Genomic DNA, 14,551 nt, shown 5'->3' on the forward strand with positions numbered 1-14,551 from the left:
GGATGCGGCGATCGAGCTTACAGGGACGTACTTGCAGCGTCCCCCGGAACGCCCATCCCGAGCCGCCAAACCGGGGATACCGTGAACCGAGGGCTGTTCGCCTGAATCCAACAGCAGCCGGGCAAGCCCGGCTCTACGGAGATCATGCAATCCGATGCAGATCGTGCGGTACGACGGAGATCGTGCAATCAGATGGCGAAGCGATCCGTAGCGCGGACGAGTGCGTCGATGTTCTCTGCTTCGAATGCCGAATGGCCCGAGGCCGGCGAGATTTCCAGCGTGGATTTCGGCCAGGCCTTATGCAGTTCCCAGGCGTTCTGCAGCGGACAGACCACGTCGTAGCGGCCGTGCACGATCACGCCCGGAATGTCGGCGATGCGGTGCGCGTCGCGCAGCAGCTGGTCTTCCACTTCGAAGAAGCCGCCGTTGACGAAGTAGTGGTTTTCGATGCGTGCGAACGCCAAGGCGAAGTGCGGGTCTTCATGGCTGTTCACGAAGTCCGGGTCGACATGCAGGAAGCTGGTGGCACCTTCCCACACGCTCCATGCCTTGGCCGCTGCCAGGCGGGTGGCTTCGTCTTCGCTGGTCAAGCGGCGGTGGAAGGCCGAAATCAGGTCGTGGCGCTCCACTGCCGGAATCGGGGCCAGGTAATGTTCCCACGCGTCCGGGAACAGGCGGTTGGCCCCTTCCTGGTAGAACCATTCCAGTTCCCAGCGGCGCAGCATGAAGATGCCGCGCAGCACCAGCTCGGTCACCCGCTGCGGGTGGGTCTGCGCATAGGCCAGCGCCAAGGTGGAACCCCAGCTGCCGCCGAACACCTGCCAGCGCTCGACCTTCAGGTGCTCGCGCAGTTTTTCGATGTCGGCCACCAGGTCCCAGGTGGTGTTGTCCACCAGGTCCGCATGCGGCGTTGAACGGCCCGCGCCGCGCTGGTCGAACAGAATGATCCGGTACTTGGCCGGGTCGTGGAACTGGCGCATCTTTTCGCTGCAGCCGCCGCCGGGGCCCCCATGCAGCATCACCACCGGCTTGCCATCCGGGTTGCCGCACTGCTCGAAATACAGCGTGTGGCGGTCGTCGACCTTCAGGCTGCCAACGTCATAGGGGGTGATCGCGGGGTACAGCGTGCGCATGGGCGAAGCTCCAGAAGAATGAAACACTGGCCGCCATTCTAGCCCTGCCCCGTCTGACGCGGTCGCGCTACGGCAGGCGTCCCAGGCTGACCCGGTCGCGGTGTTCCAGGTCCACCGCCGTGCTGACCTCCACGAAACCCGCCAGCTCCAGCAGCGCGCGGATCGCCGGGCCCTGGTCCCAGCCATGCTCGATCAGCAACCAGCCGCCGGCAAGCAGATGCGCTGGCGCACCGGCCACGATCACCCGGATGTCATCCAGCCCGTCCGCGCCCGAGGCCAGCGCGGTGGCCGGCTCAAAGCGCAGGTCGCCCTGCGCCAGGTGCGGGTCGTCCGCCGCGATGTAGGGCGGATTGGTGGCGATCAGAGCAAAGCGCTCCTGTCCCAGTGCCGCGTGCCACGAACCCTGGCGGAAGCGCACATTGGCCAGTTCATGCCGGCGCGCATTCTCGGCGGCCACCGCCAGCGCGTCCGTACTCATATCCGTGGCCAGCACCTGCGCCAGTGGGCGTTCGCTGGCCAGCGCCAGTGCGATGGCCCCGCTCCCGGTGCCGAGATCGGCTACCTGCAGAGGACGGTCCGCCGGCAGGCGCTCCAGTGCCAGCTCCACCAGTCGCTCGGTTTCCGGCCGGGGAATCAGCGTGGCCGGACTGACCGCCAGGTCCAGGGTCCAGAATCCCCGCCGCCCCAGCAGATAGGCCACCGGCTCACCCTGGATCCGGCGCTGCAGCAACTGCGCGAACGCCGCCTCGGTCGCCGGCTCCACCGCATCGGTGGCATGTGCGAACAACCAGCTGCGTTCCCGGCCCAGCACGTGCAGCAGCAACAGCTCGGCCTCGTGACGGCCTTCCACGCCTGGCAGCTGCCCGGCGGCGTCGGCCAGCAGCTGGCGGATCTCACGGTGTGACGCGACAGTCATGGCAGGCCCGGAACGGTAGGTCGCGCAGTGTAGGTCAGGTTGCAGCATTGTTCAGCCGCCCACACCGGTCCATTTACGGCATCTATCAAGATCATCACCCCATTTGAGAGTCAAGTCATTGAATTGAAACATATCCAACCCCATCTTGGTGACTGACCGCAGAGACACCTGAACCAGCCACGATAGATGGCGTCTATCGAAAAGTGGTGAATCAATTGATTTCACTAATCGATCAGGGACGGGTAGTCTTTACCCATCGCTTCACCCCGCCCTTCATCCAAGAGGAACATCGATGTCGCTCATCAACACCCAGATCCAGTCGTTCGAAGCCAATGCCTACCAGAACGGCGAATTCATCAAGGTTTCCGACGCCAGCCTGAAGGGCCAGTGGTCCGTGCTGATCTTCATGCCGGCTGCCTTCACCTTCAACTGCCCGACCGAGATCGAAGACGCCGCTGACCACTACGCCGAGTTCAAGAAGGCCGGCGCCGAGGTCTACATCGTCACCACCGATACCCACTTCTCGCACAAGGTGTGGCACGAAACCTCGCCGGCCGTCGGCAAGGCCCAGTTCCCGCTGGTCGGCGACCCGACCCACAAGCTGACCCGCGCCTTCGGCGTGCACATTGAAGAAGAAGGCCTGGCCCTGCGCGGCACCTTCATCATCAACCCGGAAGGCGTGATCAAGACCCTGGAAATCCATTCCAACGAGATCGCCCGTGACGTCTCCGAAACCCTGCGCAAGCTGAAGGCTGCCCAGTTCACCGCCGCCAACCCGAACCAGGTGTGCCCGGCCAAGTGGAAGGAAGGCGAAAAGACCCTGACCCCGTCGCTGGACCTGGTCGGCAAGATCTAAGCCGCTCCGCACCCCCATTCCCGTTTCGACGGGAATGGGGGTGAACCCAAGTGGGTGCCCACCGCGCCCACTTCGGTTCACCCCCATGTCGCGCTGATGCACCCGTGGGGCGCGTCAACGCTGTCCGCTTGCCTGAATCAAGGAGTTTTTCGATGTTGGATGCCAACCTCCAGTCCCAGCTGAAGACCTACCTGGAACGCGTCACCCGCCCGATCCAGATCACGGCGCACGCGGATGACAGTGCCAAGTCGCAGGAAATGCTCGAGCTGCTCGAAACGCTGACCACGCTGTCCTCGCAGATCAGCCTGGAGGTGCGTCGCGACAGTGGCGAACGCACACCTTCGTTCGCGCTTGGCACCCCGGGCCAGGACATCCATCTGGCCTTTGCCGGCCTGCCGATGGGCCACGAGTTCACCTCGCTGGTGCTGGCCCTGCTGCAGGTTGGCGGGCACCCGTCCAAGGCCACCGCCGAGCTCATCGAGCAGGTGCGCAACCTGGACGGCGACTACCGCTTTGAAACCTACTTCTCGCTGTCGTGCCAGAACTGCCCGGACGTGGTCCAGGCGCTGAACCTGGCCGCGGTGCTGAACCCGCGCATCCAGCACGTGGCGATTGACGGCGGCCTGTTCCCGGCCGAGGTGGAAGCGCGCCAGATCATGTCCGTGCCCACCATCTACCTCAATGGTGAAGTGTTCGACCAGGGCCGCATGACCCTGGAGCAGATCGTGGCCAAGCTCGATACCGGTGCGGCCAAGCGCGATGCCGAGAAGATCGCGACCAAGGCCCCGTTCGATGTGCTGGTGGTGGGCGGTGGTCCGGCCGGCGCGGCGGCGGCGATCTATGCCGCGCGCAAGGGCATCCGTACCGGTGTGGCGGCCGAGCGCTTCGGCGGCCAGGTGCTGGACACCATGGCGATCGAGAACTTCATTTCGGTCAAGGAAACTGAAGGCCCGAAGCTGGCGACCGCGCTGGAACAGCACGTGCGCGAGTACGAGGTGGACATCATGAACCTGCAGCGCGCCACCGCACTGGTGCCGGCCGGCGATGACGGTCTGGTCGAGATCAAGCTGGAAAATGGTGCTTCGCTGAAGTCGCGTTCGGTGATCCTCTCCACCGGCGCACGCTGGCGGCAGATGAACGTGCCCGGCGAAGACCAGTACCGCAACAAGGGCGTGGCCTATTGCCCGCACTGCGACGGCCCGCTGTTCAAGGGCAAGCGCGTGGCGGTGATCGGCGGCGGCAACTCCGGCGTTGAAGCCGCCATCGACCTGGCCGGCATCGTGGCGCATGTCACCCTGCTGGAATTCGACGACAAACTGCGTGCTGATGAAGTGCTGCAGAAAAAGCTGCGCAGCCTCGGCAATGTCACCATCATCACCAGCGCGCTCACCCAGGAAGTGCTGGGCGACGGTCAGAAGGTGACCGGCTTGGTCTACCAGGACCGGGTGGGAGGCGACGCGCACCGGGTCGAGCTGGAAGGCATTTTCGTGCAGATCGGCCTGCTGCCGAACACTGAATGGCTGAAGGACAGCGTGGCGCTTTCCCCGCGTGGCGAGATCCTCATCGACGACCGCGGCCAGACCAATGTGCCCGGCGTGTTCGCCGCAGGTGATTGCACTACCGTACCCTATAAGCAGATCATCATCGCGATGGGGGCCGGCTCCACGGCGGCACTGAGCGCGTTCGATCATCTGATCCGTACGTCGGTTCCCAAGAGCAGCGGCGCTGTCGCCGAAGCTGCCTGAAACGACAGGTTCCCGGTTCGCCGGGAACCTTTTTCCATTACTGGGTACTCCACGCCCTCGCCCGGTCATTGTCTGGAGTTACAAGGAAATGAACCTGCGTGATCTGAAGTATCTGGTGGCCCTGGCCGACCACAAGCATTACGGCAAGGCCGCCGCCGTCTGCCACGTCAGCCAGCCCACGCTGTCGACCCAGCTGCGCAAGCTGGAGGACGAACTCGGCGTACCGCTGGTGGAACGGGGCTCGCGCAAGGTGATGCTGACCCACGCCGGTACCGAAGCGGCGGTGCGCGCCCGGATCATCGTGGCGGAAATCGAAGAACTGAAGGAAGCCGCGCGCCGCGCCCGCGACCCGGAAGCCGGCAGCATCCGGCTGGGCATCTTCCCCACCCTGGGCCCGTACCTGCTGCCGCACGTCATTCCCGGCATCCGCAAGCGCTATCCGCACCTGGAGCTGCTGCTGGTCGAGGAAAAAAGCGACGAGCTGCTGAACCGTCTGCGCGACGGCCGCCTGGACGCGGCCCTGCTGGCGCTGCCGGTGGACGACGATGCCCTGCACGCGGAATTCCTGTTCGAAGAACCGTTCCTGCTGGCCGTCTCCAGCAAGCACCCGTTGGCCGGGCAGGAGCATCTGGATGCGCGCGAGCTGTCCACCCAGCGCCTGCTGCTGCTGGAAGACGGCCACTGCCTGCGTGACCAGGCGTTGGCGGTGTGCCGCATGTTCGGGGCCAATGAAAAATCCGAGTTCCGCGCCACCAGCCTGGAAACGCTGCGTCAGATGGTCGCGGCCGATGTGGGCATTACCTTGCTGCCGACCCTGGCGATCAAACCGCCGGTGCCCCGTTCGGACAGTATTCACCTGCTCGACTTCCGTGGCCCTGGAAGCCCGACGCGGCGGGTCGGCATGGTCTGGCGGCGCAGCTCGGCGATGACCGACTTCCTCACCCAACTGGCCAAGCAGTTCAAGCAGTTGCCGGCGGAACTGCTTTCGCTGGAAGACAGCGACCGCCCGCAGGTGGCAGCCGAAGCGGCGCTTCCAGCCAACTGAACCGGCTCCATCGGGCGGCCCTGTCCCCCGGTCGCTTCCGATCCCGTTACATCGCACAATAGAACCGGGCGGTGCCAGCAGGCACCGCCTTTTGCTTGTGTCTTTTACTTCACCAGGAGCGTCACATGTCCAATTCCAGCGGCCTGCCGCCATCCATCACCGTGTCCAGCCATGACATGGACCGCCTCGACGCCATGCTCGAGTCGCCCGCTGTCGGCCAGTCACCCGCCGGCCTGGCGCTGGCCCAGGAACTCAACCGTGCGACCGTCGTGGCGCCGGATCAGATGCCGCCCGGCATCGTCATGATGCATTCGCGCGTGGAATGCGAAGATGAGCTGCACGGCGACAAGCACGTGCTGACGCTGGTCTATCCCCGCGAAGCCAACGTCGACGAAGGCAAGGTCTCGATCCTTGCGCCGGTCGGCACCGCCTTGCTGGGTCTGGCCGTGGGCCAGTCCATGGACTGGGATGCACCGGGTGGGCGCAAGCTGCGCCTGCGGGTGACCGCGGTCCACAATGCCACCCCGAACTGAGTGCGCGGTGGGGAGCGTCGGTCGCGCATCGCGCCGCCCCCCATCGCCCTGATCCACCTCTTCGAACCAGGAGTTTCCATGAGCACCGCAACGCCTTCCAAACTTGCCCAGCTGCGTGACCTGTCCGTGGTGGTTGCCGATACCGGCGACTACGACGCCATCAAGCGCCTGAAGCCGGTCGACTGCACGACCAACCCGACCCTGGTGAAGAAGGCGCTGGACCTGCCGGTGTATGCGGAGCTGATTGAACGCGAACTGGCCTGGGGCCGTGAGCAGAGCGGCGAGCGCGAAGCCATCGTGCATGCCGTGGCCGACCGCCTGACGGTGGGCGTGGGCACGCTGCTGAGCACGCTGGTGCCGGGCCGTGTTTCCACCGAAGTCGATGCCGACCAGGCCCACAACGTGGAAGCGACGGTCGCCAAGGCGCGCCAGTTCATTGCCATGTACGAAGCGGCCGGCGTGCCGCGCAGCAAGGTGCTGATCAAGATCGCCGCGACCTGGGAAGGCGTGGAAGCGGCGCGCCAGCTGCAGGCCGAGGGTGTCGACTGCAACCTGACCCTGATCTTCAACCCGACCCAGGCCCTGGCCTGCAGCGAAGCCGGTGCTTTCCTGATTTCGCCGTTCGTGGGCCGGATCCTGGACTGGTACGTGGCCAACGGCCAGAGCCCGGCCAACATCGACGAAGACCCGGGCGTGGTGTTCGTGCGCGGGGTGTACGCCGAGTTCAAGCGCCGCGGCTCGCCGACGGTGGTGATGGGTGCCTCGTTCCGTTCGACCGCGCAGATCGAAGCGCTGGCCGGCTGCGACCGCCTGACCATTTCGCCGGACCTGCTGGAAAAGCTGGACGCCGACCACGGCGACCTGCCGCGCAAGCTGTCGCCGTCTGCGGCCGATGGTGCTGCAGTGACCCCGATTGATGCCGCCCGCTTTGCTGCAGATCTCGCCGCCGACCCGATGGCCACCGAGAAGCTGGCGACGGGTATTGAAGCGTTCGCGAAGGATCTGGAAGCGCTGCGCAACACGATTCGCGAACGGTTGTAAGTTTCCGCACGCGCTGGGGGCCCATGTAGGGACACGCCATGCGTGTCCTCGCAGATCCCGGCGGCTCATGACACGCATGGCGTGTCACTACGCGCATCCATGCCGTGGAGTGTCCCTCCGGGGGCTACCTGTGGGCCTCCCCCGATGGATCGCGCGATGCGGCCAGCAAAAGCGAAGCCGCGCACGATGCCGGTAGCGTCGGTCGACAGACGACGGCCGTGAAACATCCAACATCCGGTAACGAATGACCCCAGATCGACGTCGCTGTTGATTTGGCATTTCCCATGGCCACCGACACGCTGTCGATGGTGGGTCGGGATGGGCTGGAGGGGGCGTGAGCCGCATGGATGCGGCGATCGAGGCTACATGGACGTACTTGCGCCGTCCCCCGGAACGCCCATCCCGACCCGCCAAACCAGGGAACCGATGACCACCGGCTGTTCGCCAAAATCCAACAGCAGCCGGGCAAAGCCCGGCTCTACGTAGCGTGCAGTTACGCGCCCGCCCCGATCGGGCAGCTGACGCCGGTGCCGCCGATGCCGCAGTAGCCGTTCGGGTTCTTGGCCAGGTACTGCTGGTGGTAGTCCTCGGCGTAGTAGTACTCCGGGGCCGGGAACACGATTTCCGTGGTGATCGGGCCGTAACCGGCCTCGCTCAGGCGCTGCTGGTAGGCATCGCGGCTGGCAACGGCGGCGTCGAACTGGGCCTGGCTGGTGGCGTGGATCGCCGAGCGGTACTGGGTGCCGGTGTCGTTGCCCTGGCGCATGCCCTGGGTGGGGTCGTGGTTTTCCCAGAACACCTGCAACAGCTCGGTCAGGCTGATCACCGACGGGTCGAACACCACTTCCACGATCTCGGTATGCCCGGTCTCGCCCGAGCAGACCTCTTCATAGGTCGGGTTCGGGGTCAGCCCACCGGCGTAGCCCACCGACGTGGTGTATACCCCCGGCAGCGTCCAGAACTTGCGTTCCGCGCCCCAGAAGCAGCCCATGGCAAAGCGGATCCGCTCCTTGCCGGCGAAGCTGTCCTTCAACGGATGGCTGTTCACGAAGTGCTGGTTGTGCAGCGGCAGCGGGTGTTCGCGGCCCGGCAGGGCCTCTTCCGGGCGCGGCAGGCGCTGCTTGAACGCACCGATCCCCAGCAGTCTGGACACTCCCAACATGGCGTTCTCCTAGGCCGGCAACAGGCCGGCGCTTTCGTCTCCATCCCATATGGGGTCGTCTGCAGGGCCGGCCAAGTCGAGCCCTGCAACGATCTGTGCTGCCTCCGGGGCCGCCAGATCCGGCACGCAGACCCGCAGCACCCCGAACAGGGGCAGTTCGCCCATCCCACCCAGCAGCTGTTCACCGAATACGAAGGCCGGAATGCCGGCATCTTCCAGCGCGTGCTTGACCAGGTGGGCGTCGAACAGGTTGTCGGCCTTGTAGATCACGTGCATGGGCGGGCCTCAAAGACGGGTTCAGCCCAGCATACGCCGGGGATGTGAACGCGGGCCGGGAGTGCCGGGTCGTACGGTAGACTGTCGTCCTTTCTGCCTTTTACCCAGCGCACCATGTCCGAGCCTACTGCCGCCCCCACCGACGCCCTTCCGGAAACCCACGAAAAGCGCGATTTCATCCGCCAGATCGTGCGTGAGGACCTGGCCAGCGGCAAGCACCAGGCGATCAAGACCCGCTTCCCGCCGGAACCCAATGGCTATCTTCACATCGGCCATGCCAAGTCGATCTGCCTGAACTTCGGCATCGCCGGCGAGTTCAGCGGCGTGTGCAACCTGCGCTTCGACGACACCAACCCGGCCAAGGAAGACCCCGAGTACGTCGCCGCCATCCAGGACGACGTGCGCTGGCTGGGCTTTGAGTGGAACGAGCTGCGCCACGCCTCGGACTACTTCGACGCCTACTACCTGGCCGCGCAGAAGCTGATCCGCGACGGCAAGGCCTATGTCTGCGACCTGTCGGCCGAGGAAGTGCGTGCCTACCGTGGCACCCTGACCGAACCCGGCCGTCCTTCGCCGTGGCGCGACCGCAGCGTGGAAGAAAACCTCGACCTGTTCGCGCGCATGCGCGCCGGTGAATTCGCCGACGGTGCCCGCACCGTGCGCGCGAAGATCGACATGGCCAGCGGCAACATCAACCTGCGCGACCCGGCGATCTACCGCATCAAGCATGTGGAACATCAGAACACCGGCAACGCCTGGCCGATCTACCCGATGTACGACTTCGCCCACGCCCTGGGCGACTCCATCGAAGGCATCACCCATTCGCTGTGCACGCTGGAATTCGAAGACCACCGCCCGCTGTACGACTGGTGCGTGGACAACGTCGATTTCGCCCACAGCCCCGACCTGACCCAGCCGCTGGTCGACCGCGGCCTGCCGCGCGAAGCCGCCAAGCCGCGCCAGATCGAATTCTCGCGCCTGAACATCAACTACACGGTGATGAGCAAGCGCAAGCTGATGGCGCTGGTCACCGAACAGCTGGTGGACGGCTGGGACGACCCGCGCATGCCGACCCTGCAGGGCCTGCGTCGTCGTGGCTACACCCCGGCCGCGATGCGCCTGTTCGCCGAGCGCGTTGGCATCAGCAAGCAGAACTCGCTGATCGACTTCAGCGTGCTCGAAGGCGCGCTGCGCGAAGACCTGGACAGTGCCGCCGCACGCCGCATGGCGGTGATCGACCCGGTCAAGCTGGTGCTGACCAACCTGCCGGAAGGCTTCGAGGAACAGCTCACTTTCAGCAACCACCCCAAGGACGAGGCCTTTGGCAGCCGTTCGGTGCCGTTCGCCCGCGAGGTGTGGATCGACCGCGAAGATTTCGCCGAAGTACCGCCGAAGGGCTGGAAGCGCCTGGTGCCGGGTGGCGAAGTGCGCCTGCGCGGTGCCGGCATCATCCGCTGCGATGAGGTGATCAAGGATGCCGACGGCACCATCACCGAACTGCGCGGCTGGCTCGACCCGGAATCCCGCCCCGGCATGGAAGGGGCCAACCGCAAGGTCAAGGGCACCATTCACTGGGTCAGCGCCGCGCACGGCGTGCCGGCGGAAATCCGCCTGTACGACCGCCTGTTCTCGGTGCCGAACCCGGACGACGAATCCGAAGGCAAGACCTACCGCGACTACCTCAACCCGGAATCGCGCCGCACCGTCACCGGCTACGTCGAACCCGCTGCCGCCGACGCCGCGCCGGAGCAGTCGTTCCAGTTCGAGCGCACCGGCTACTTCGTCGCCGACCGCCGCGACCACACTGCCGCCGCCCCGGTATTCAACCGCAGCGTGACCCTGCGCGACACCTGGTCGGCCTGAGAGAACTGCCATGCTGTACGCACAAGTCCACCTGACCCTGCCCGCCTGGATCCACGACCAGATCGACCTGGCCCGTGCATATCCCGGCGATGAGGCCAAGGTCGCCCTGGCCATCGAGCTGTCGCGCCTGAATGTCGAACACGCCAGTGGCGGTCCGTTCGGCGCGGTGGTGTTCGGCCCGAACGACACCGTGATCGCCGCCGGTGTGAACCGCGTGGTGCCGCACAACACCTCGCTGGCGCATGCCGAGAACATGGCCTACATGCTGGCCCAACAGCGCCTGCAGACCCCGCGCCTGAACGATGTGCTCACGCCCATCACCTTGGCCACCTCGTCGCAGCCGTGCTGCCAGTGCTTCGGTGCCACCATCTGGGCCGGCATCGACCGCCTGCTGATCGGGGCCAGCGCGCAGGACGTGGAAGAACTGACCCCGTTCGACGAAGGCCCGCTGCCGGCCGACTGGGTGGGCGAGCTCAACAAGCGCGGCATCGAAGTAGTGCAGGGCCTGAACCGCGATGCCGCACGTGCGGTGCTGCGCACCTATGGGGAAACCAATGGCGCGCATTACTGACCGCGCTGCCACCGGTGCGCGCCTGTGAGCGGCCTGCTGTGTCTGTGCCGCCAAGGCTTCGAGCCTGAGCTGGCCGGTGAGCTGAGCGAGCGCGCGGCCTACGCTGGCGTTGCCGGCTACGCGCGCACCCAGCGCAACGACGGCTACGTGCTGTTCGCCACTGACGAAGGCGCCAAGCTGTCGCAGGCCCTGCCCTGGCGTTCGCTGATCTTTGCCCGGCAGAAGCTGGTGGTGCTGGCCGAACTGCGCGAGCTGGATCCCGCCGACCGCATTACTCCGATACTGGCTGCGCTGGAAGGCCAGGCCCGGTTCGGCGACATGTGGGTGGAACACCCCGATTCGGACGCCGGCAAACCGCTGGCCGGTCTGGCGCGTGCCTTCGGCAACGCGCTGCGCCCGGCGCTGCGCAAAGCCGGGCTGCTGACCGACAAAGCCAACACCGGGCTGCCGCGCCTGCACGTGGTCTTTGTCGATGGCCGCCATGCCTTCGTGTGCGTGGCCGACACCCGCGACAGTGCACCGTGGGCGCTGGGCATTCCGCGCCTGAAGCTGCTGCCGGAAGCGCCGTCTCGCTCGGCGCTGAAGCTGGACGAAGCGCTGCTGACCCTGATGCGCCCGGAAGAACGCGAGCAGCTGGTCAAGCCCGGCATGCGCGCCGCCGACCTTGGTGCGGCACCCGGCGGTTGGACCTGGGTGCTCACCCGTCAGCACATGCACGTGATCAGCGTGGACAACGGCCCGCTGCGCGAGCACGTGCTGCAGACCGGCCTGGTCGAGCACCTGCGCGCCGATGGATTCCACTGGCAGCCGGAAGCACCGCTGGATTGGATGGTCTGTGACATGGTCGAACAGCCGCGCCGCGTGGCCGAGCGCATGGCTACCTGGTTCCGCGAGGGCTGGTGCCGGCATGCGATCTTCAATCTGAAGCTGCCGATGAAGAAGCGCTGGGATGAGACGCGGCTGTGCCTGGAGTTGTTCCAGGAACAGGCTGGGCGTCCGTTGAACATTCGTGCGAAGCAGCTGTATCACGACCGTGAAGAGATCACGGTGCTGGCGTGGTGAGGGGTTTGCGGGGCGTCGTTGTGGCGATGACACGCGTGGCGTGTCTCTACGCGGGGTTTGTCGGCGTTGCCGTGGCGCAGGTGCCGGCGACCACCGCGCCGCTGCGTGAGGTGCCCGCTGGGGTGCGTACGCAGTCGTTGTCCAGCGGCGCGGTCACCCATGCCGTGACCCTGCCCCCGGTGGCAGGCGAATCCACCGTGACGGTGCGCTCGGTGCAGCCTGACAGCGTGGTCGGGCAGTACCGGTTCCGGTTTGAATCACTGGATGTGGATGGCGATGGCTTCATCAGCCGTGAGGAGGCGCAGGCCAATCCGGCACTGGCGGATGAGTTCACCTCGCTGGATACCGCGCGTCGGGGACGGTTGGATCGCACCCAGCTGCAGGGCTGGCTCGTACCCTGACCCGTGGCAACGTAGAGCCACGCCCTGCGTGGCTTCGACCATGCCCGACCACCCCATTGACGCGCATGGCGCGTCGCTACCGGGAAAGATGCTTCACGTTTTCTGCGGCGCCGATGGCCCGCTGCAGCGCCTCCCGCGCCGGCGCGGACCGGGCGTTTTTGAGCTGTCGAGCGAGATCCTCTTCCAGCTGCGATACATGCAGCAGCATGGAAGCGAAACCTTCTGCTGAGAGAGGCACGCTTTCGCCATCCGGGGCGCGCTCGACGAAGGCATTGATTTCCGCATACGCCGCCACCCCGTTGCCGCCGCTGATGCCCACACCTGCGGACTGGCCGTTCCTGATCTCCTGCAGCATCCCGCGCAACCCGGATACGACTTCGACCGGGCAGCGGGCCTCGGCGTCAGGAGCCGTCTTCAACTCCTTCTGGACGTCCTGGGCACGAAGCACGTTCAGTACATGGGAGATTCCGGGTATGGCCATCCTGCACCTGCGCGAGTGGTTTGCGTCAGTGTGCGGTGCCCGATGGTGAGCCACTTGTCGAAATCGATCATTTCGGGTCGATTGCGACATCACGGCAGTTCATGCACCGCGACGACACGCATGGCGTGTCGCTACGGGCACTGTGGCATTTGGCGTAGTGACGCGCCATGCGCGTCATGCCGTCAACGCGCGCGGATGTCCGTCGAGCCGATGTGCTTCAGCGGCAACGGATCGGCCGCCGAGGACTTCTTGACGTTGCTCAAGAAGGCACCAAAGGCCGCATCAAGAAGTCGCTGCTGCTGGCTCGGGCGCCGCGGCGTGTTGGCAACCTCTGTCGGTTTTGGCCCGTTCTGCGTCTTCTCCCGCGATGGTAACGATGAAGCGACGGTCGAATTCGAGGTGACGGGAGCAATCGGCAGGGGCATGGCAGGTGCGTTCTGGTTAGGTCAACCGGCGATTCTGCTCACCCTCTGCATTAGGCACTTTCAAAATCCAATCATCGGTTACTGCTGCTGGCTTTTCTGCTGCCCGTAGTCCCGATGGTTGAAGTGCTGGAGCTTGTTTGCGTCCCGGTACAGGGCATTCAACGGTTTGAGGTGGTCTGCCCGCCAGCAGTCGCGCTGACCGTTGACCTTCAGAACATCCTTGAGCTGTGACTCGAAGTCCTTCTTGAGAACCTTGACGTAGCGCAGCTGGAGCTTTGCGTTGGACAAATCAAGCGCAGCACCACTGCTGTCCTTGAGTATGGACAGCGCGATGTGCGCTTCGTTGCTGCATAGACCCACGTTGGTGTGCTGCGCCTTTCTCTGCAGGTTTCCGACGTTGTCTAACAGGTCACCCAGGGCCTTCTTGAAGACCTGCTCGTGGGCTACCGCCTTCCGGGCGGTGTAGGTGGCTGGGCTGAATATGCGGGTGAAGACGCTTGCGATGGTCATGATCGGCTCACGGAGGGGGAAAGCGCAGTGCGCAGCGCCCCATGCTGCCAGCCGGGCAAGCCCGGCTCTACATGATTTCGATCATTGTTGCGAAGCCACGCAGGGCGTGGCTCTACGACGGTTTTCGATCATTTCGCGGTGGACACGCATGGCGTGCCCCTACACTCACCCCAACCCCGCAGCCCGCTTCCAGAACGCCGACACCAGCGGTGGCCACTTGCCCACGCAGCCCAGCGCGCGACCACGCGCGAGGGTCAGGTGCATCTCGTCATTCGAGAACACCTTGTTGATTGCATCAAAGCCATATGCCGACACGGTGTTGTCGCTGCGCCGCTCGCGCGCCCAGCGCTGCAGGCGGTCCGGGCTGGACCAGTCCTGGCGGCGCTGCTGGGCCTGCAATACGCGCTCGCGCAGTGCGGCCACGTCGCGCAGGCCCAGGTTGACGCCCTGCCCGGCCAGCGGATGCACCACGTGGGCGGCATCGCCCAAGGCCACCACGCGGCCGGCCACGTAGGCGGTGGCGAGCTGCCG

17 protein-coding genes are annotated in these 14,551 nt (G+C 65.4%); 9 read left to right on the forward strand and 8 right to left on the reverse strand.

All coding sequences use genetic code 11. The features are described 5' to 3' along the window. Window positions 1-188: 188 nt before the first annotated feature. Together pip and prmC are read right to left on the reverse strand one after the other, a co-directional pair. The gene (gene pip, locus RT551_RS19615; protein WP_313461606.1) at window positions 189-1,133 is read right to left on the reverse strand and encodes a prolyl aminopeptidase; all 945 of its coding nucleotides are present in this window, start codon (window positions 1,131-1,133) and stop codon (window positions 189-191) included. A gap of 67 nt (window positions 1,134-1,200) precedes the next feature. Next, the gene (gene prmC, locus RT551_RS19620) at window positions 1,201-2,049 is read right to left on the reverse strand and encodes a peptide chain release factor N(5)-glutamine methyltransferase (RefSeq protein WP_313461608.1); all 849 of its coding nucleotides are present in this window, start codon (window positions 2,047-2,049) and stop codon (window positions 1,201-1,203) included. A 292-nt stretch (window positions 2,050-2,341) separates the two neighbouring features. Between prmC and ahpC the strand changes: the two genes are divergently transcribed. The 5 genes from ahpC to RT551_RS19645 all read left to right on the forward strand — a co-directional run bounded on the left by ahpC (window position 2,342) and on the right by RT551_RS19645 (window position 7,269). Further along, on the forward strand, window positions 2,342-2,905 hold the full coding sequence (gene ahpC / locus RT551_RS19625) for an alkyl hydroperoxide reductase subunit C (RefSeq protein ID WP_125359973.1): 564 nt from the start codon (window positions 2,342-2,344) through the stop codon (window positions 2,903-2,905). A gap of 152 nt (window positions 2,906-3,057) precedes the next feature. Then, window positions 3,058-4,650, forward strand: coding sequence for an alkyl hydroperoxide reductase subunit F (gene ahpF / locus RT551_RS19630; protein WP_311190253.1), 1,593 nt, complete (start codon window positions 3,058-3,060; stop codon window positions 4,648-4,650). 88 nt (window positions 4,651-4,738) lie between these two features. After that, window positions 4,739-5,695: a LysR substrate-binding domain-containing protein gene (locus RT551_RS19635; protein ID WP_313461614.1), complete on the forward strand. Its 957-nt coding sequence runs from the start codon at window positions 4,739-4,741 to the stop codon at window positions 5,693-5,695. A gap of 125 nt (window positions 5,696-5,820) precedes the next feature. Then, window positions 5,821-6,228, forward strand: coding sequence for a nucleoside diphosphate kinase regulator (gene rnk, locus RT551_RS19640; protein WP_311190251.1), 408 nt, complete (start codon window positions 5,821-5,823; stop codon window positions 6,226-6,228). A 78-nt stretch (window positions 6,229-6,306) separates the two neighbouring features. Next, a complete protein-coding gene (locus tag RT551_RS19645; RefSeq protein ID WP_313461617.1) occupies window positions 6,307-7,269 on the forward strand; it encodes a transaldolase in 963 nt (320 codons plus the stop codon). A 493-nt stretch (window positions 7,270-7,762) separates the two neighbouring features. Here RT551_RS19645 and msrA read toward each other — a convergent pair whose 3' ends face one another. After that, complete coding sequence (gene msrA / locus RT551_RS19650) at window positions 7,763-8,413, reverse strand: peptide-methionine (S)-S-oxide reductase MsrA (RefSeq protein WP_313461644.1); 651 nt, start codon at window positions 8,411-8,413, stop codon at window positions 7,763-7,765. A gap of 27 nt (window positions 8,414-8,440) precedes the next feature. Continuing rightward, window positions 8,441-8,707, reverse strand: coding sequence for a DUF2007 domain-containing protein (locus RT551_RS19655; RefSeq protein ID WP_313461620.1), 267 nt, complete (start codon window positions 8,705-8,707; stop codon window positions 8,441-8,443). Window positions 8,708-8,821: 114 nt separating this feature from the next. Between RT551_RS19655 and RT551_RS19660 the strand changes: the two genes are divergently transcribed. Genes RT551_RS19660 through RT551_RS19675 form a run of 4 tightly spaced genes read left to right on the forward strand, consistent with a single transcriptional unit; the run spans window position 8,822 to window position 12,604 of the window. Next, the gene (locus tag RT551_RS19660; protein WP_313461623.1) at window positions 8,822-10,570 is read left to right on the forward strand and encodes a glutamine--tRNA ligase/YqeY domain fusion protein; all 1,749 of its coding nucleotides are present in this window, start codon (window positions 8,822-8,824) and stop codon (window positions 10,568-10,570) included. A gap of 10 nt (window positions 10,571-10,580) precedes the next feature. Further along, window positions 10,581-11,141, forward strand: coding sequence for a nucleoside deaminase (locus tag RT551_RS19665; protein ID WP_313461626.1), 561 nt, complete (start codon window positions 10,581-10,583; stop codon window positions 11,139-11,141). Window positions 11,142-11,165: 24 nt separating this feature from the next. Beyond that, a complete protein-coding gene (gene rlmM, locus RT551_RS19670) occupies window positions 11,166-12,203 on the forward strand; it encodes a 23S rRNA (cytidine(2498)-2'-O)-methyltransferase RlmM (RefSeq protein WP_313461629.1) in 1,038 nt (345 codons plus the stop codon). A gap of 26 nt (window positions 12,204-12,229) precedes the next feature. Then, entirely contained in the window at window positions 12,230-12,604 is a 375-nt protein-coding gene (locus RT551_RS19675) for an EF-hand domain-containing protein (RefSeq protein ID WP_313461646.1), read from the forward strand. A gap of 76 nt (window positions 12,605-12,680) precedes the next feature. Here the strand turns inward: RT551_RS19675 and RT551_RS19680 are convergent, their stop codons facing one another. From RT551_RS19680 to RT551_RS19695, 4 genes are all read right to left on the reverse strand, one after another. Beyond that, window positions 12,681-13,085, reverse strand: coding sequence for a hypothetical protein (locus RT551_RS19680; RefSeq protein WP_313461632.1), 405 nt, complete (start codon window positions 13,083-13,085; stop codon window positions 12,681-12,683). Window positions 13,086-13,267: 182 nt separating this feature from the next. Next, entirely contained in the window at window positions 13,268-13,510 is a 243-nt protein-coding gene (locus RT551_RS19685; protein WP_313461635.1) for a hypothetical protein, read from the reverse strand. Window positions 13,511-13,588: 78 nt separating this feature from the next. Next, window positions 13,589-14,020 (reverse strand): hypothetical protein, encoded by a 432-nt coding sequence (locus RT551_RS19690; protein ID WP_313461638.1) that lies wholly within the window; start codon window positions 14,018-14,020, stop codon window positions 13,589-13,591. 165 nt (window positions 14,021-14,185) lie between these two features. After that, window positions 14,186-14,551 (reverse strand): FAD-dependent monooxygenase (locus tag RT551_RS19695; RefSeq protein ID WP_313461641.1); only part of this gene is annotated, 366 nt, incomplete at its 5' end.

Source organism: Stenotrophomonas sp., assembly GCF_032103445.1.
GTDB lineage: Bacteria > Pseudomonadota > Gammaproteobacteria > Xanthomonadales > Xanthomonadaceae > Stenotrophomonas.